Annotated in this window: 14 protein-coding genes; 3 read left to right on the plus strand and 11 right to left on the minus strand. The window is 66.6% G+C overall.

The features are described from left to right. Nucleotides 1-135 precede the first annotated feature (135 nt). Genes PE061_RS04275 through PE061_RS04285 form a run of 3 tightly spaced genes read left to right on the plus strand, consistent with a single transcriptional unit; the run spans nt 136 to nt 4319 of the window. The gene (locus tag PE061_RS04275; RefSeq protein ID WP_271257927.1) at nt 136-2511 is read left to right on the plus strand and encodes a penicillin acylase family protein; all 2376 of its coding nucleotides are present in this window, start codon (nt 136-138) and stop codon (nt 2509-2511) included. Further along, a complete protein-coding gene (locus tag PE061_RS04280) occupies nt 2511-3623 on the plus strand; it encodes an alpha/beta hydrolase (RefSeq protein ID WP_271257928.1) in 1113 nt (370 codons plus the stop codon). Before PE061_RS04275 ends, PE061_RS04280 begins: the two co-directional genes overlap by 1 nt. Nucleotides 3624-3656: 33 nt before the next feature. Next, nucleotides 3657-4319, plus strand: coding sequence for a ChuX/HutX family heme-like substrate-binding protein (locus tag PE061_RS04285; protein WP_271257929.1), 663 nt, complete (start codon nt 3657-3659; stop codon nt 4317-4319). Between the two features lie 25 nt (nt 4320-4344). Here PE061_RS04285 and PE061_RS04290 read toward each other — a convergent pair whose 3' ends face one another. The 11 genes from PE061_RS04290 to PE061_RS04340 all read right to left on the minus strand — a co-directional run bounded on the left by PE061_RS04290 (nt 4345) and on the right by PE061_RS04340 (nt 16454). Beyond that, nucleotides 4345-5133 (minus strand): enoyl-CoA hydratase/isomerase family protein, encoded by a 789-nt coding sequence (locus PE061_RS04290; RefSeq protein WP_271257930.1) that lies wholly within the window; start codon nt 5131-5133, stop codon nt 4345-4347. After that, nucleotides 5130-6281, minus strand: coding sequence for an acyl-CoA dehydrogenase family protein (locus tag PE061_RS04295; protein WP_271257931.1), 1152 nt, complete (start codon nt 6279-6281; stop codon nt 5130-5132). The genes PE061_RS04290 and PE061_RS04295 overlap by 4 nt, the downstream gene beginning before the upstream one ends. Further along, nucleotides 6278-7420, minus strand: a complete 1143-nt coding sequence (locus PE061_RS04300; protein WP_271257932.1) for an acyl-CoA dehydrogenase family protein — start codon at nt 7418-7420, stop codon at nt 6278-6280. Before PE061_RS04300 ends, PE061_RS04295 begins: the two co-directional genes overlap by 4 nt. Before the next feature lie 62 nt (nt 7421-7482). After that, nucleotides 7483-9759, minus strand: coding sequence for a TonB-dependent receptor (locus PE061_RS04305; RefSeq protein WP_271257933.1), 2277 nt, complete (start codon nt 9757-9759; stop codon nt 7483-7485). A 95-nt stretch (nt 9760-9854) separates the two neighbouring features. Continuing rightward, complete coding sequence (locus tag PE061_RS04310; protein ID WP_271257934.1) at nt 9855-10751, minus strand: enoyl-CoA hydratase; 897 nt, start codon at nt 10749-10751, stop codon at nt 9855-9857. Further along, nucleotides 10748-11170: a hypothetical protein gene (locus PE061_RS04315; RefSeq protein WP_271257935.1), complete on the minus strand. Its 423-nt coding sequence runs from the start codon at nt 11168-11170 to the stop codon at nt 10748-10750. Before PE061_RS04315 ends, PE061_RS04310 begins: the two co-directional genes overlap by 4 nt. 7 nt (nt 11171-11177) lie before the next feature. Then, on the minus strand, nt 11178-12077 hold the full coding sequence (locus PE061_RS04320; protein WP_271257936.1) for a phytanoyl-CoA dioxygenase family protein: 900 nt from the start codon (nt 12075-12077) through the stop codon (nt 11178-11180). A 46-nt stretch (nt 12078-12123) separates the two neighbouring features. Continuing rightward, nucleotides 12124-12561, minus strand: coding sequence for a nuclear transport factor 2 family protein (locus tag PE061_RS04325; RefSeq protein ID WP_271257937.1), 438 nt, complete (start codon nt 12559-12561; stop codon nt 12124-12126). An 11-nt stretch (nt 12562-12572) separates the two neighbouring features. Then, nucleotides 12573-14198, minus strand: coding sequence for a long-chain-fatty-acid--CoA ligase (locus tag PE061_RS04330; RefSeq protein ID WP_271257938.1), 1626 nt, complete (start codon nt 14196-14198; stop codon nt 12573-12575). Continuing rightward, on the minus strand, nt 14195-15865 hold the full coding sequence (locus PE061_RS04335) for a long-chain fatty acid--CoA ligase (protein WP_271257939.1): 1671 nt from the start codon (nt 15863-15865) through the stop codon (nt 14195-14197). Before PE061_RS04335 ends, PE061_RS04330 begins: the two co-directional genes overlap by 4 nt. A gap of 4 nt (nt 15866-15869) precedes the next feature. Further along, nucleotides 15870-16454, minus strand: coding sequence for an RNA polymerase sigma factor (locus tag PE061_RS04340; RefSeq protein WP_271257940.1), 585 nt, complete (start codon nt 16452-16454; stop codon nt 15870-15872). Between the last annotated feature and the right edge of the window lie 95 nt (nt 16455-16549).

Here is a 16549-nt window from a genome sequence, read left to right on the forward strand (position 1 = left end):
ATAGATATTCCTATGCGGGACATACCTATCTTCGCGCGCCTCAGCGCTTCGATTATGAAGAAATATCGAAATTTATATGCAGCCCTGATACCGGAAACGTGCCCTGTGCAACCTGAGACTGCCCGCGGAGTCGCAATGACCTCCCCTGCAAAGGCCCTCCTCTGGGCCCTGCTGGCGACAACGATCGCCGGGCGGGGCGAAGCGGCCGATGCCGCTCCGCCCCGCAGCGCGATCGAAATCCTGTGGACGGAGCACGGCATTCCGCACGTCACCGCCGCCGACTATCACGGCCTCGGCCTCGGATACGGTTATGCGGTCGCCCAGGACCGGCTGTGCGCCATCGCGGATCACTACATCACGCTGCGCGGCGAGCGCTCGCGCTGGTACGGCGCGGACGGGAAGGCAATGGCCGGCTTCGTGCCGACCACCAATCTCAACGCCGACCTCTTCTTCCGGGTCCAGCTCTCCGGCGATGTCCTGCGTCTGGCGGCAAGCCGGCTTCGGCCGGATACGCGCGCGCTCGTTCGCGGCTACGCGGCCGGGATCAACAGGTACGTCTCCGAAATGCCGGCCGCGCAGCGCCGGACCCTGTGCGAGGGCAAGCCCGTTCCGACGGTGACGGAGGACGACATCCTGCGCGCCGAGCTGGCCATCGGCATCACCAAGAAAGCCTTCCACGTCGCGCTTTATGCCATGTCGTCCGCTTCGGCATGGAAATCGAAGACGGCGGACGGCAACGCCGATACGGACGCCGCGGTCCGCGCCGCGCTTGCCACCTACAACGACCTCGTGAAGGGACAGGGCAGCAACGCGTGGGCGTATGGCGGCGACGTCGTCCCGAACGGCGGCGCGATCGTCGTCGCCAACCCGCACTCGCCGTGGATGTACCGTCACTGGCATTCCTTCCATGTCACGCACCTCACCATTCCCGGCGAGATCGACGTCGCCGGCGCGGCCTTTTCGGGCCTCCCGGTTCCCATGATCGGCTTCAACGACCATGTCGCGTGGGGCCTCACCAGCGCGCACAGCTGGTACATGCTGCAGGTCATGGACGTGCAGGAGTCCGGGACGCGCCCGACCTACGTCATGGACGGGAAGCGCAAGCCGCTCGCGCTCAGGCGGATGGAAATCGAGGCCCTGGAGCAGGACGGGACCCTCTCCACGCGGACGTTCGAGGTGCCGTTTTCGGAGCTCGGCCCGGTCTACAGGCTGCCGGCGCTGCCCTCGCAGGGGCGGCCCGCGGGCTGGTATGCGGTCACGGCCCCGAGCGATGCGAATGCGCGCGCGCTCGATCAGTTCCTCGCCGCCGGCCGCGCAGGCAATGTCGGCGAACTCGTCAAGGCGATCGAGAACAACCGGGGCCGCGGCGTGCATGTCATCGCCGGAGACAGGCACGGCGACATCGCGCTGGTGGAGGCCGGGCCGGTTCTCGATCTCAGCGACGCCCGGCTCGCGGAGTGCCGCTATCCGGACCCGTCCGCCGCCTTCTATGTGCTCGACGGATCGAAGCGCGCCTGCGCCGCGCAGCAGCGCGACGGCACGCCGTCCCTCGCGCCCTCCGCGCGCTATCCCGGCGCGGTCACGCGCAGGATCATCCAGAGCACGAACAACAGCTACAAACACAGCGTCTACGGGCGCGCGATGCCGGAATATCCGGTCCTGTTCGGCGATGAGGACCCGTTCGTCCCCACGTCGACCTCCGGCAGCTTCGGCGACCGGGGCCGCGACCGGAACATGCGCATCGTCATGTCGACCCGCCGCATGGGCGAGATCAGCGCGGACGGCGTGGTGACGCCGGCCGAAGCGATGGAGGTCATGTTCGACAATCGCAACTTCGCGGCAGAAGAGTGGCTCGACCAGATTCTCGGCGTATGCGCCCCGGCCGCCCTCTCTCCGGAAGCCGCAAGGGGCTGCGCCGCGCTGGCGGCGTGGGACCGGAAGAACAATTCCGAAAGCCGCGGCGCGCTGCTGTTCCACCAGCTCTGGCTCAGGATCGCCCGCATGGACGCTGTCGTGCCGCCCCGGAATCCCGACGACCTCACCGTGAAGGAACCGCTGTCGATCACCGCCGAAAACCGGGCCGGCGTGCTTGCCGCCATCGAAGACACGGTGAAGGAGCTCGAGACGCTCGGCTTCGCCGTCGACACGCCTTGGGAACGCGCATTTTTCGCCGACACACCGGGCGGACGCATTCCGCTCCACGGCGGTTCGATGCGGCAGGGCGTGCTGAACGCCATGGATGTGCTGCCGCTCACGAAGGAGGGGTTTCCCGGCGTCGCCGCGGGCGCCGCGTACCTGCACCGGGTGAGATGGGAGAACGGAGAGCTGATCGCCGATGTCCTCCTTGCCTACGGGCAAACCGGCGAGCCCGCCTCGCGCGACCGCGAGGAGCAGGTCAGGCTGTTTTCCGGCAAGCAGCTGTACCGGATGCCGTTCGGCAAACAGGCGCTCTCCGAAGCGAGGATCGTGCGCCGCGTCAGCCTTGCCGCTGACGGGAAGGAAGCACGCTGATGCCGATCCCGTCCTTCCTGCACGCGCCGATCGTTGCCGCGGCCGCGCTTCTGGCGCTGCCGGTGGCCGGATACGCCGGTCATGCCGGGGCGCCGGCGACGGCCCGAAGCGCGGACGCCTTCGAAATCCGCTCCGGCGTCACCGGCCGGGACTATCTCGTCAGCATAGCGAGGCCCCGCCTGCCCGCCCCGGCAACGGGCTATCCCGTCCTCTACGTTCCGGCCGACGATGCCGCGTTCCGCGACCTCGCGGGCGCCGTTCATGGCGGCGGCAAGCCGGTGCTCGTCGTCGGCATCGGCTATCCGCAGGGCGTCGATCCCGGCAAGGCCGGCCGCCTCGACCTGACGCCGTCCGTTTCGGTCGAGCCGCCGAAGGACAGCGGCACGGGCGGCGCCGAGGACTTCCTCGACGTCATCGAACGGCAGCTCAAGCCGGAAATCGCCGGACGCTTCCAGATCGACCGGGAGAAGCAGACGCTTTTCGGGCGGTCCTGCGCCGGCCTTTTCGCGCTCTATGCGCTCGTGAACGCGCCCGCATCGTTCGACACGTTCGTCGCCGTGAACCCCGCGATCGCGTTCGAAAACCGTTTCCTGGCGGAGCCGCAGCTCCGCGGGCGGCTGGGGCCGAAGCTGCAGGCGACGCAGGCGACGCCGCGCGTCCTGCTGATCACGGACGCACGCACGTCAACGCCACCCTGCGAATCCCGCCCGGCGGATACCCGGGAATTCCATGAATTCCTGCAATCCCTCGCCGGTATTTCCAGCGAATTCGTCGGGCTCGCCGGTACGGCAACCGAATGGGCCTCGCCCGTGATCCGCCATGCGCTGGGGACAGGTCTCGCGCGTCCGCAACCGGCCGCGAAACTCGCGCCCCCCGGCGCGCCCGGCGGCATCGCCGTACCCACGGCGGACGAATACCGCGCCATGAATGCCGAGCAGCGCTACGCGCTTCGCCTCCGCGTCCGCTCCCTGCCCAAGGACCAGCGCGAGGTCTGGACGCAGCAGTTCAACACGTCGCTCTCCGCCGGGCTCACCTATCGCCAGCATCGCCGCTTCTACGAGGAGCGTGTCGCCATGGATCAGCTTCACGGCACGCGCTCACCCGACGACTGACACCGAAACACGAAACGAACAGGAACGAGTCACATGGAAAACAGGAACGGTATCGCCCCGCGCATGGCATCGCTGGCCTTGCTGGCCGCGGCGATCGCATTCCACGCCCCCGCAGCATGGGCGACGCCGAGACCGGCGTGCGCGACGGATCAGGAAAAGCAGGCCGCGCGCAAGGGCGCCGCGGAGTTCCCGGGCGCCCCTGTCGCCATAGGCTCGCGGTTCCTCGGAATGAAGGAATTCACGTTCGCCAGCGCCCTGCCGCGGGACGTCTCGATCGGGGCATGGATCACCGGCGACGCGGTCGCGGACCTGTGGAAATCCATCGACGCATGGGGAAAGGACACGATGGTGCGTGTCGTCATCTCCCCGCAGAGCGAGCACGCCTTCAGCCTTTACGGCAAGGTGCCCACGACACAGGCGGTCGCCGACCCCGGCTATCTCGATGTCTATGCCGATGAAGGCAGGGGCATCCATTCCCATATCCAGCTCGACAAGGTCGCCGCCGTCTACGCCACGGACCTGCCTGCGGAAGACCCCACACGGCGGACGCGGGGCATCAATTTCTACGACCGCCACGGACACAACATCATCGGGATCTACGCGTCGATCATGCTGTATGAGCCCGACCCGGCAGCGATCGCAGGCTTCGAACGGACACGCGCCCTCATCGAAAAAATGCCCCGCGCCTGTCCGTAACCGGCACGTCCGGATCGGCCACGCCTCAACGCCCCGCGAAAACCGCCGTGCGCTTTTCGCGGAATGCGGCGAGCGCCTCCCGGTGGTCATCGGTGGAGACGAGCATGATCTGCTGGCGGTCCTCGATCGCCATCGCGCTTTTCAGGCTGGACGCCGAGGCCGCGAGCGCCGATTTGGTCATCCGGACGCCGAGCGGTGCATTGCGCAGAATATCCGCCGCCGCCCGCAACCCGCATTCGCGCAGGTCATGCTCCTCGACGACGTCGGCAAGCAGCCCGGCCGCCAGCGCCTCCTCGGCGCGCATCACGCGGCCGGTGAGCATCAGGTCCGCCGCACGGCCTTCGCCGACGATCCGCGGGAGCAGGAAGCTGATGCCGACGTCGGCGCCGCTGAGCCCGATGCGAACCGAAGCGACGTTCATCGCGAGCGTCCGCGCGCCGAAGCGCAGGTCGCACGCCAGCAGCATCGCGAAGCCGATCCCGGCCGCGTGGCCGTGCGCCAGCCCGATCAACGGTTGCGGCGCGGCGCGCATCGCACGGATCAGGCGCCCCGCGCGTTCCTGAACGTCGATCACGTCGGCCACGGAGCCGCGATCAAGCAGCCCGCTCCAGGCGGAAAGGTCGAGCCCGGAACAGAAACTGCGCCCGCTGCCGGCAAGCAGCACGCAGCGCACCTCGGCGCGTTCGGCGAGCCCGGTGAAATAGTCCGTCAGCGTAGCAATCATCGTCATGTCGAGCGCGTTCAGCCGCGCGCTCCGATCGAGCGTCAGCGTTTCCACCGCGCCGTCGCGCGCGACCCTGAAACCGGCGCTCACAGCGACCGGCCAATGATTTCCAGCATGATCTCGTTGCTGCCGCCGTAGATGCGCGCGACCCGGCTATCCAGCCACAAGCGCGCGATCGGATATTCCAGCATATAGCCGTAGCCGCCGTGGAGTTGCAGGCAGTCGTCGGCAACGCGGTTCTGAAGGTCGGTGGTCCAGTACTTGAGCATCGCCGCCTCGGCTTCTCCGAGCCTGCCCTCCATGAAGCCGAGAATGCAGCCGTCGAGGAAGGTGCGCGCCACGTCGGTATCGGTCATCGCCTCGGTCAGCTTGAAGCGCGAATTCTGGAAATCCAGCACCGACTTGCCGAACACCTTGCGCTGGCGCGTGTATTCCAGCGTGTGCCGGATCGCCATCTCGGCCATCGCCACTGCGGTGATGCCCGTCAGCAGACGTTCCTCGATCAGCCGCTCGCGCAGCAGCCCGAAGCCCTGCCCTTCGGCCCCGAGCAGCGCCTCCGCGGGCAGGCGGACGTCGTCGAAAAACAGCTCGGCGGTATCGGCCGCCCATTGCCCGAGCTTGTCGAGCGGCGCGCCGCGGCGAAAACCCTCAAGCCCGCCGGTCTCGACCAGGAACAGGCTGATACCTGACTCGGCCTTGGCGGCAAGCACGATCAGATCCGCGCAGCAGCCATTGGAGATGAAGGTCTTCTGGCCGTTGATCACCCAAGACTCGCCGTCGCGGCGCGCAGTGGTGCGTATGCCGCGCAGATCGCTGCCCGCTTCGGGCTCGGTCATCGCCACCGCCGCGATCCATTCGCCCGACGCCAGCTTCGGCAGCACGTGCGCCTTCTGCGCGGGCGTGCCGTAGTGCGCGATGTAGGGCGCGACGACATCGCTGTGCAGCGAGATCATCGGCGCAGCGAGGCCTGCGCGCACCTGCTCCTCGATCAGCACGACCGAAAACAGGAAGTCGCCGTCCGAGCCGCCGAACACGGCCGGCAGGCGCGGGCAGAGCAGCCCGAGTTCGCCCGCGCGGCGCCACACATGGCGGGGCACCATGCCCTCCGCCTCCCATGCCTCGCGGTGCGGCCGGCAGTCCTCGAAGAAACGGCGGGCCGTCTCGCGCAGCATCTCGTGTTCGCCCTGATAGGGCAGGCGGGTCGTGCCGGGAGTCACGGCGGCGGGCGTGGTGTTCACAGCGATCGTCCGATCAGGTCTTTCATCACTTCAGTGGCGCCCCCGGCGATGCGCCCCAGGCGCGCATCGGCCCAGCGGATGGCAATCGGATAGTCCTTCATGTATCCATAGCCGCCGAACAGCTGGAGGCAGGCGTCCGTCACCTTGCAGCAGCTCTCGGTGGTCCAGTATTTCACCATCGCACCGGCACGGGCGTCGAGGCGGCCTTCCATGAACAGGTCGAGCGCGCGGTTGAGATAGGCGCGCGCGATCGTCGCAAGGGTCCGGCAGCGCGCCAGTTCGAGCCGGACATGCTGGTGCTCGATCAAGGCTTTGCCGAAGGTCCTGCGCGCCCTGGCGTGCGCGACCGTCTCGTCGACCGCGCTCTCCATCGTCGCGACCGCCGACATCGCCATGATCAGCCGCTCCTCGGGCAGCCGGTCCATGAGCTGGTAGAAGCCGCGCCCCTCGACCCCTCCGAGCAGCCGGTCGGCGGGCAGGCGGACACGGTCGAAAAAAAGCTCGGACGTGTCCTGCGCCTTGACCCCGATCTTGCGGAGATTGCGGCCGAGCGCGAAGCCCTCCGCGTTCGCGGTCTCCAGCAGGAACAGGCTGATGCCCTTCGCGCCTGCGCCGGTGTCGGTCTTGGCGGCGACAACGATGAGGTCGGCGTTCTGGGCGTTGCTGATGAACGTCTTCGCGCCGTCGAGCACATAGTCGCCGCCCTCGCGGCGCGCCCGCGTCGTGATCGCCTGCAGGTCGCTGCCCGCGCCCGGCTCGGTCATCGCGATCGCCGCCACGATTTCGCCGGTCACCATCTTCGGCAGGTAGCGTTCGCGCTGCTCGGACGTGCCGTAGAGTTCGATGTAAGGGGCGATGATGTCGCTGTGCAGGTAAAAGGCGAGTTCGCCGAAATGGGCCCGCGTCTGCTCCTCCATCACGATCAGGCAGTGAAAGATGTCGCCGCCCGCGCCGCCGTAGTCCGGGCTCACCTTGGTGCAGAGGAGTCCGGCCTCTCCCGCCTTGTTCCACAATTCGCGCGAAGTCTTGAGCGCCGCCTGCCATTCCTTGCGGTGCGGAAGACATTCCTGCGCCAGAAACCGGCGCACGCCTTCGCGGAAGATCTCGTGCTCGTGCGTATAGTAAGGCGAATCGATCATGGCAGTCCCGGCACGCAAGAGAAAAGGGGGTCGCGCGAGCCACCCCCCTTAGAACGCTTTCGTCAGTAGTTGAAACGCAGTTCGAGGCCGTAGGTCCGGCCGATCGTCGCCGCGCGGGTCGTGATGTTGGACGGTCCCAGCGGGAAGTTCAGCCCGCGCCCCAGTGCGTTCTCGTTGGAGAGGTTGCGTCCCCACGCATAGAGGCCCCACGTGCCGTCCGCGGACTGGACGCCGAAACGGCCGTCGAAGGTGGTGATCGTCGGAATCTCGATCCGCACGCTGGCGTTGGGCAGATTGTAGGTCGAGCCGCGGTGAATGAGATCGCCGCGCGCGAACAATTCGAGCTTCGAGGAGATCGGCGTCTGGTACTGGATGCCCGCCGCCCCGCTCCATTTGGGAAGATTCGGGAAATTCTGCTTGTCGAGTGCATTGCCCGGGAAGCTGGAATAGCGCGTATCGAGATAGCTGATATTGCCGTTGACGTTCAGACCTTCCGCGAGCTGCGCGGACAGCTCGAGTTCGGCGCCGGTGCTCTTCGCCGTCGCGGCGTTGCGGATCAGGAACGAAAAGCCGGTGTATATCTGTTCCTGCTTGCCGCTCCAGTCCATGTGGAAAACGGCAAGGTTCAGCCGCGCCCGCCGGTTGAACAGCAAGGCCTTGAGGCCGAGTTCGTAGCTGTCCACCGTTTCGGGATCGAAGCCCAGCGATTCGGAGGGGTTGAACGGCGGCGAGACCACGTCGGTCTGGAAGCCGCCCGCCTTGAAGCCGCGACTGTACCGCAGATAGCTGACGACATCGGGCACGATATCGAAGCTCAGGCTCGCATCGCCGGTGAGGCGGCCGTCGCTGTATTTTTCATGGCGCAGCGGAATATTGACGACGGATCCGGCGACGACGCTCACGGGACCCCCGGTATACTGCTCCGTGATACCCTGCTCGTATGTGAAATCCTTGCTCTCGTGCGTGTAGCGCAGGCCCGCGCTCAGCTTCAGTCTTTCGGTGAGCTTGTACGTCGCGGAACCAAAAAAGGCGTAGCTTCGGCCGTCGATCGTCGACTCGGTAAGCGATCGCTCGCCGGCATAGCCCGGAAACACGACAGGAGCCGCGGCGCCGGCGATCAGGAACGGAATATCCGTGCCATAGTGCAGGCGGCGCAGGTTGTAGGTTTCATCTTCATAGTAATAGAAGCCGAGCAGCCACGTGAGCGCATCGTCTCCCGTCGAGGCGAGGCGCAGCTCCTGGCTGAAGTTCTTGCCGTTCTCTTCGCGGCCGACGTCGAAGCCGTCGATGGGCAAGCCGTCGGAGTCGTAGTTGAAGTTCGAATTGTAGCGACGATAGGCGGTGATTGATGTCAGCGCGGCCGGACCGAGGTCGATGTCGAGCCTGCCGGCAAAACCATAGACCTCGCGCCTTGCGAAATCCGGCGCGTCGAGCTGAACGATATTGTCCTCGGGGTCTTGCGGCAGAATGTCGGCGAATCGCGCAATTGCCGGAAGCGTGACCGGACCGGTTTCGAGCGCGGTTCTGCCTTCCTCGGTGAAATAGTCGGCACTGAGGCGCAGCCGGACATTTTCGGCGATTTTGGACAGGACGACGATCCGGCCGCCGTCCGCGTTCAGGCCGTTGGCGTCCTTGCCGGTGAGCGTGTTGCGGATGAACCCGCCACGCTCACGGTGAACGCCGGACACGCGCACCATGAGCTGATCGGGTACGAGCGCGCCGCCCGCCGACGCACGGATCTGGAAATAGTCGAGATTGCCGTATGTCAGATCACCGCCGATCTCCGCATCGTTGCCCGGATCGCGCGTGATGATGTTGATGGCGCCGCCGATCGTGTTCTTGCCGTAGAGCGTGCCCTGCGGGCCGCGCAGCACCTCGATGCGCTCGATGTCGTTGAGGATCGTGTTGAACGTCGGATCGCGGCCCTGATACACGTCGTCGACATAGACGCCGATCGCGGGCGGGAAACCCGGATTGCCGTTGCTCGCGGAACTGACGCCGCGAATGGCGATGGTCGGCGCTCCCGTTCCGGGCGACTGCGAGATATTGATGCCCGGAACCCGGGTGCCCAGATCCGTCAGATAACTCGCATTGGCATTTCGGACATCATCGGCATTGAACGCCGTGATCGACAGCGGAACGTCGATGTCGCGTTCGGCGCGGCGCTGCGCCGTGACGATGATCTCACCGATCCCCTGGCTTTCGCTGCCCTGCCCCGAACGCTCCGGCTGTTCCTCGCCGGCCAGCGCCGGTGCGGAAGCAATTCCCAGTGCACCCAATCCTGCAAACAGCAGCAGCCCCGTTTTCAGACGCTTTGAATGTGTCATGGTCGCAGCCATTGTCCTCCCCTCTCCCCTCCCATTTCGCGGATTGTTCCGTCATCCGTTTCGACACACCGCGGCGCGAAACCCTCCAGCGGATTTCCGCCGGGCGGCTATTTTGCAGGCTTCGTTGCCGCAGGCGCCCGAAACGGTTCGTCTCCGGGCGCATATGTCTTCGCCACGCTCGCATGGATGCCGCCGGGATCGACCGGCAGGCCGTACACCTCCATCGCGTGGCTGTGCCCAAGGTGATGAAGCGCGAAGGCGATCTGATTGGCGGCATGGCGCCCCTGCGCGTCGACCGCGCCGTTGACCGCCTGCTTGACCATCTTGGTGGCGAAGCTCGGCTGCCGCGCGATCCGGCGCGCAAGCAGGAGCGTCGCCTCGGCCAGATCGGCGCGCGGCACGACTCGATTGACCATGCCGATCTGGCGCGCCTCCTCCGCGCCGATCGGCTCGCCGGTCAGCAGCATCTCCTTGGCCTTGCGGGGGTGCATCTCCCACGGGTGGGCGAACCATTCCACGCCGGCAATGCCCATCGCGACGGTGACTTCCTGGAACTCCGCGTCATCCGAGGCGACGATCAGGTCGCACGGCCAGCACAGCAGCAATCCGCCCGAAACGCATTTCCCCTGCACGGCGGCGATCGTGATCTTGGGAAGGTTGCGCCAACGCTCGCAAAAGCCGGTATAAAGCTCCTCCTCCCGCGACATGCGGCCCTCGGCCCCCGGGCGGCGATGCTGCTGGAACGGCGTGACGGGCGCGAACCGGTCCTGATTCTCCAGATGATTGCGTTCCCGTATGTCGTGCCCGGCCGAAAAATGCTTGCCGTTGGCAGCGAGGATGATGACACGCACGTCGTCGGCGGCGGCGGCCCTGTCGAAGGCCGCGTTGAGTTCATACAGGAAACGCGTGTCCTGCGCGTTGGCCGCATTGCCGCGATCCATCACGATGCGTGCGATCCCCGGCTCCGGAGTCTCGTAAAGGATGTAGGGATGCTCTTCGGTCATGCCGTCACCTCCGCGAGATCGTTGTGCATACCGTGGAAGGAGGGCGGGATCTTCGAATGATCGCCGGTCGTATTGAGCTTGCCGCTCGCAGCGCCCTCCGCCTGGATCGCGCGATATTCGGCGAGCGTCCCTTCCTCCATCTTCATGCGGGCAAGGCGCAGGACGAAATCATAATCGGCGATCGTCTTGAGATCCGCGGACGCGATCTCGCCGTACCGGAAATCGACCTTGCCGCCTGCGATCCTGCAGTTCCAGGCAATACGTCCGCTGCCGTCCTTGTCGAGATGTTCCGGCACGTCCGTGAAAACCTCGCAGATCGTCAGCTCCACGTCCGGACCGGCGGCCGCCGTGTATTTCTCAAGCAAGCCTTTGAGACGCTCATGCCACTCGGGGCCTGCGAATTCGATCTTGTCAGCCATGACGCCCTCAACCGTGCTGTGACTGGTAGGCGGGACGGACGGCGAGCAGCCGATCGAGCACGGGCCCTTCCGCCTGATAGCCCTGCCATGCGTTGCGGCCGATCAGGCGCGCGAACTCTGGGCCGTACTGCGCGATCAGATCGTCCGGCATGTCGACATTGGATTCGCCCGGATAGACGTAGTTCCGGCAGAACGCGACGACCACGTGCGAACGCGGCGTCTCCGTCGTCTTCGGATAGGTGCAGTGCCACGTGTTGCCGGTGAAGACGACGAGCGAGCCGGGTTCGGCGCAGACGGGCACGCACATGCCTTCCTCAAGTGCGCCGCCGACGAACGAAGGCTGCTCGCTCACGATCGGATGGCGGCACCAGCGATGGCTGCCCGGCACCATGCCGAAGGTGCCGTTCTCCACCGTGTAGTCCGTCAGGATCCAGCTGACGTTGCACACCGAGCTGTAGGCGGGGAGCGGCGTCGGTACGCCGACGCTGTCGGTGTGCATCGGCGTCGGCCGCGCGGGTCCGGGTTTCAGGAACGCGACCATGCTGGAAAGCAGGTAGCTCTGCCCCATCATGTAGGCGCCCATCGTGCGCGTGACCGGGTTCATCAGCGTCTCGATGAACAGCGGGTCGCGCTTGAGCAGATGAAAGAGCTGGCGCCCGTCGGCGGGCTTGGTGTCGTTGTGCTTGTTGAGCTCGACGGCAGTGGCATCCTCGTCTTCGGCGATCTCGATCACGCGGTCGAGAAGTCGCCGGGTGAAGTCGCGCGGCGCCCCGGTCTTCTCCGGCGGTATCACTGTGAAGCCGAAGGCCTCGAGCTCGGCGATATTCGTTTCCAGTCCCAGTTCGCGGGCCTTGCGATAGGTTTCCGCCATCCCCGCCATGGATTTCCAGTTGCCGATTTCCATCATTCAATCCTTTCCTCACGCCCGACGTCCGGACACGCCGGAATCTCCCTCACACACGTGGACGGAAGACACGCGTCAACCGCCGTTCCCGGAAGCGCCATCCGGCCGCGTTCCGTATGAATCGATCTGCATATTCCCCCACCGTCGAAGGGAGACGCACGTCGCGGATTCCGTTGGCGTCCGCCGGGTCGGGGTTGTTGAAGACGATCAGGTAGCATCCCCCCTCGGCAGTATCGGGGCCGGTCGCGGTGACATGCTGATTGGTGATCACGTGGCGCATGGTCATGCCCGTGCCGGCGAGCGCGACCAGCGAGGCATGGATCGCGGCGTGCCCGGTAAATGGCGGATACTCGGGAATGATGATCGAGGCGTCCTCCGCGAACAGCGCCGTGAAGCCGTCCGCATCGCCGCGATCGGCGGTGAGCGTGTAGGCGACCTGCAGCTTTTCGCATTCGCGTTCGGCCAACATGCGTTCGATCGGAGTCATGGTGCCGTTCCTCAATTCACGTTCCGGTCGCGGTCCGCCCAATAGGGTGCGCGGAGTTCGTGCTTCATCACCTTGCCGGTGGCGTTGCGGGGCAGCGCATCGACGAAGTCGACCGACTTGGGCAGCTTGTACCCCGCGATGCGCTCGCGCGCCCAGGCGATCAGCGCGGCGGGATCGGGCGAACGCCCCGCCACGGGTGCAATGATCGCCTTCACGGCCTCTCCCCACCTTGGATCGGGGACGCCGATCACTGCGACTTCGCGCACCTCCGGATGGGTCGCGAGCGCGGCCTCGACTTCGGCCGGATAGACGTTCTCCCCGCCCGTCACGACCATGTCCTTCACCCGGTCGGTGATGAACAGATAACCGTCGGCGTCCAGATAGCCGGCGTCGCCGCTGCGCAGCCAGCCGTCGTCGCCGAGGATGCGCGCCGTCTCCGCCTCCTGCCTCCAGTAGCCGCTCATCGCGGCGGGGGTCTTCAGGCAAATCTCGCCGACCGCTCCGGCCGGCAGTTCGCGGTCGCCGCCGGGTTCGACGATCTTGACCGAAACCCCCGGCAGCGGCCTGCCAGCCGAACGCATCCGGGGATTGCCCGGCCGGTGGTCTGCCGGCGGCAGGCAACTCACGCCGCCGCAGGTTTCGGTGAGGCCATATATCTGGACGAACTCGCAGCCGAACGTCGCCATGGCGCGTTCGAGCAGATCGACCGAGATCGGCGCCGCGCCGTACATGAAATACTTGAGCGAGGCGAAATCCGCGCGGGTGATGCCGGGATGGTCGACCATCGCCTGGATCGTCGCGGGGACAAGCACCGTCTTGGAGACGCGGAAGGTTCGAACCGCGTCGATCACCGCCGCGTTGGCGAACTCGCGCAGCACCACCGTGCAGGCGCCCGCATAGGCGGCGATTATGCCCCACCCCGATCCGCTGATGTGGAAAACCGGCAGCGCAACCAGCGCCACATCATCCGCGATCCAGTTGTTCCACACGAAATCAGGGCCGAATTCGTCCGGATGCTGCGCCGAATAGGTATTGAAGGCATAAAGTGCCCGGTGCGGCAACTGGACGCCCTTGGGGCGGCCCGTGGTTCCGCTCGTGTAGAGCTGGATGCACGGCTCCTCCGGCCTCACCTCCGGGCAAAGGTCCGTGTCGGGCGCTGCATCGCGCCACGCAGCATAGTCCTCGAAGCCCGCGACCGGCTCAACCGCGAGCACCCGGCAACCCGCCGACATGTGCACGGCCATCGGCGCGCCCGTGGCGTCGACGAACAGCAGTGCAGCCTCCGAATCGGCGAGGACATGCGCCACTTCGGGTTCGGCAAGACGCCAGTTGACCGGCACCATCACCGCGCCGATCCGACAGGCAGCGAACAGCAGCTCGAAATAGCGGTCCGAGTTCTTGCCGAGATAGGCGATCCGGCTGCCCTTGCCGATCCCCTCGGCAGCAAGCGCATTGGCGGCCCGCGCGGTGTTGCGGTCGAACTCGGCCCAGCTGGTGCGGCGGCCCTCGAAGACGAAGGCGGTGTGCGCGCCCCGCGCGCGGCCGTGGAAGCGAGGCGCATCCCCCAGCGAGACGATCTCGGGAAAATGAATCAGCGGCAAGGGCGGCAGCCCGCGGTCACGAACAGCGAACGTCATGCGTTCTCCTCAACATGTACGGCTTGCGTCTCCGCCAGGAGATGGTCGGCATAGGCGGCGCGCAGCACCTTCTTGTCGATCTTACCGGTAGCAGTCAGCGGCAGCGCGTCGACCTCCACAATATCGTCGGGAAGCTGCCAGCGCGGCAACCGGGCGGCGATCGCCGCACGCACCGCCTCGTGATCGACCGTCATGCCCGGCTGCGCGACGAGCAGAAGCAGCGGGCGCTCCTGCCACTTCGGATGGGTGACGGCGATGGCGGCGGCCTGCGAGATACCGGGTACGGTCAGCGCCGCGCGCTCGAGATCCGCCGAACTGATCCACTCGCCGCCCGACTTGATGAGATCCTTCGACCTGTCGATGATGGCGATCGATCCGTGCGTGTCGAGCGTGGCGACGTCGCCGGTCGGGAACCATCCCTCTGCATCCAGCATCGCGCCGCCTTCGCCGCCGAAATAGCCCGCGGCGACGAAGGGGCCGCGCACCCAGACGTCGCCCGGTGCGCGGCCGTCCGCGGGAACCTCCCTGCCCTGCGCGTCGCGCAAGCTGAGCTCGACCGGATAGAGCAGCCGCCCGGCGCGCCCGACACGGAGCGCCTCGCGCTCGTCGGCGGGGAGCCTGTCCATCTCCGGCGTCACGCTGGTGAAGGAACCGAGCGGGCTGAGTTCGGTCATCCCCCAACCGGTGATCACCTCCACGCTGTGATCCTCGCGCAGCCGCCGCGCAACCGCTGGCGGCACCGCCGATCCGCCGATCAGCGCGCGCCGCAGCGGCGCAAGACTGCCGCCGTTCGCGGCGAGATGATCGAGGATGCCGGTCCACACCGTCGGCACGCCCATCGCCAGCGTGGCCTGTTCGCGGCCGATCAACTGCACCAGCGTCGCCGGATCGGGCGACGGGCCCGGCAGCACCAGCCTGGCGCCTGCAATCGCCGCGACATAGGGCAGGCCCCAGCCGAAGGCATGAAACATCGGCACGACGAGCAGCACGCCTTCCTGCGGGGTGAGCCCGAAGGCGCAGGCCGACTGCGCGGCGAGCGCATGAATCACGGTCGAGCGATGCGAGGTGAGAACCCCCTTGGGATGGCCCGTGGTGCCGCTGGTATAGCAGAGCATCGCCGCCGCCCGCTCGTCGAGTTCGGGCCAGGCGAAATCCTCGTCGGCCAGTAGCGTTTCATAGGCGGCGAGCGGCAGTCGTGCTTCGGGCAGGTCGGCGCCCAGCAGCACGAAATGCTCGATCGTCCCGAGCCGCGGCGCGATGCGCTCGACCAGCGGCAGCAGGTCGGCATCGAACGCGAGCACGCGGTCGGCGGCATGGTTGAGGATGTAGACGATCTGGTCGTCGCCGAAGCGCGGGTTGACGGTGTGGAGCACTGCGCCGAGCCCGGGCACGCCGTAGAACAGCTCCAGATGACGATGACTGTTCCACGCAAGGCTGGCGACACGGTCCCCTTCGCGGATGCCGAGGCGGGCGAGACCGTGCGCGAGCCGGCGGCTGCGCAGTTCAGCGCCGGCGTAATCGGTGCGGACGATGTCTCCCGAAGCCTCGCGCGAGACGATCTCGTGGCCGGCGTTGATCGTGGCGGCGTGCCGCACGATGCCCGTGACGAGCAGCGGCACGTCCTGCATCAGGCCCGGCAGCGCCGGAGAGGACGGCGTGCGCGCCATCGGCTTATGCCGCCACGGGGCGGGCATCGGCGTGCCAGGCGGCAAGCGCCTCGGTGCACACCTTCTTGCCCTTGACGACGTGCTTTTCGAGCGTGCTGACCGACAGGCCGAGCCGGTGCGACATTTCCTTGTACGAAAGCTCGTGCACCGTCCGCAGTTCGATCACCTGGCGGCAGCGCGGCGGCAGCGCAGCGATCGCCTCGCGATACGCACCCTCGCGCTCGCGGTTCAGCATCGCGTCCTCGGCCGACTCGCTGTTGACGACGAGGCGGTCGATCTCGGCAGGCAGTTCGTCGGCGCGGTCGAGCGGATTGCTGCCGCGCGCGCGGATGCGGTTGAGCGCCAGCCGCCACCCGGTCCTGAACAGCACCGCGCACGGGTCATCGTAGCGCGTCAGGTCGCTGCGGTAGAGCCGGATGAACGCGTCGTGGGCAACCTCATCGGCATCGGCCGCCGAGCCGAGCACGCGGCACATGTGGCGGCGCAGCCGCTTGATGTTGCCGCGATAAAGCGCTTCGAACAGCCGCTCATGCGCGGCTCCGCTCCCTGCATCGGCAAGGCCCGCCATCGCCCCGATTCGCTCTTTCATGGCTCTCCCACCCCCGGGTTTCGACTCACGGTCGATTAATTTACCCACGAGTCGAACTATAATCCTGTTGGTCAAAGCAATGTCAAGCGCTAGTG

Origin of the sequence: Sphingosinicella microcystinivorans (assembly GCF_027941835.1) — a bacterium.
GTDB lineage: Bacteria > Pseudomonadota > Alphaproteobacteria > Sphingomonadales > Sphingomonadaceae > Sphingosinicella.

Bases quoted from the DNA above. Each gene is read 5' to 3' on its own strand.
- PE061_RS04275 (WP_271257927.1), top strand. From the start codon at position 136: ATGACCTCCCCTGCAAAGGCCCTCCTCTGGGCCCTGCTGGCGACAACG.
- PE061_RS04280 (WP_271257928.1), top strand. From the start codon at position 2,511: ATGCCGATCCCGTCCTTCCTGCACGCGCCGATCGTTGCCGCGGCCGCG.
- PE061_RS04285 (WP_271257929.1), top strand. From the start codon at position 3,657: ATGGAAAACAGGAACGGTATCGCCCCGCGCATGGCATCGCTGGCCTTG.
- PE061_RS04300 (WP_271257932.1), bottom strand. From the start codon at position 7,420: ATGATCGATTCGCCTTACTATACGCACGAGCACGAGATCTTCCGCGAA.
- PE061_RS04305 (WP_271257933.1), bottom strand. From the start codon at position 9,759: ATGGCTGCGACCATGACACATTCAAAGCGTCTGAAAACGGGGCTGCTG.
- PE061_RS04310 (WP_271257934.1), bottom strand. From the start codon at position 10,751: ATGACCGAAGAGCATCCCTACATCCTTTACGAGACTCCGGAGCCGGGG.
- PE061_RS04315 (WP_271257935.1), bottom strand. From the start codon at position 11,170: ATGGCTGACAAGATCGAATTCGCAGGCCCCGAGTGGCATGAGCGTCTC.
- PE061_RS04320 (WP_271257936.1), bottom strand. From the start codon at position 12,077: ATGATGGAAATCGGCAACTGGAAATCCATGGCGGGGATGGCGGAAACC.
- PE061_RS04325 (WP_271257937.1), bottom strand. From the start codon at position 12,561: ATGACTCCGATCGAACGCATGTTGGCCGAACGCGAATGCGAAAAGCTG.
- PE061_RS04330 (WP_271257938.1), bottom strand. From the start codon at position 14,198: ATGACGTTCGCTGTTCGTGACCGCGGGCTGCCGCCCTTGCCGCTGATT.
- PE061_RS04335 (WP_271257939.1), bottom strand. From the start codon at position 15,865: ATGGCGCGCACGCCGTCCTCTCCGGCGCTGCCGGGCCTGATGCAGGAC.
- PE061_RS04340 (WP_271257940.1), bottom strand. From the start codon at position 16,454: ATGAAAGAGCGAATCGGGGCGATGGCGGGCCTTGCCGATGCAGGGAGC.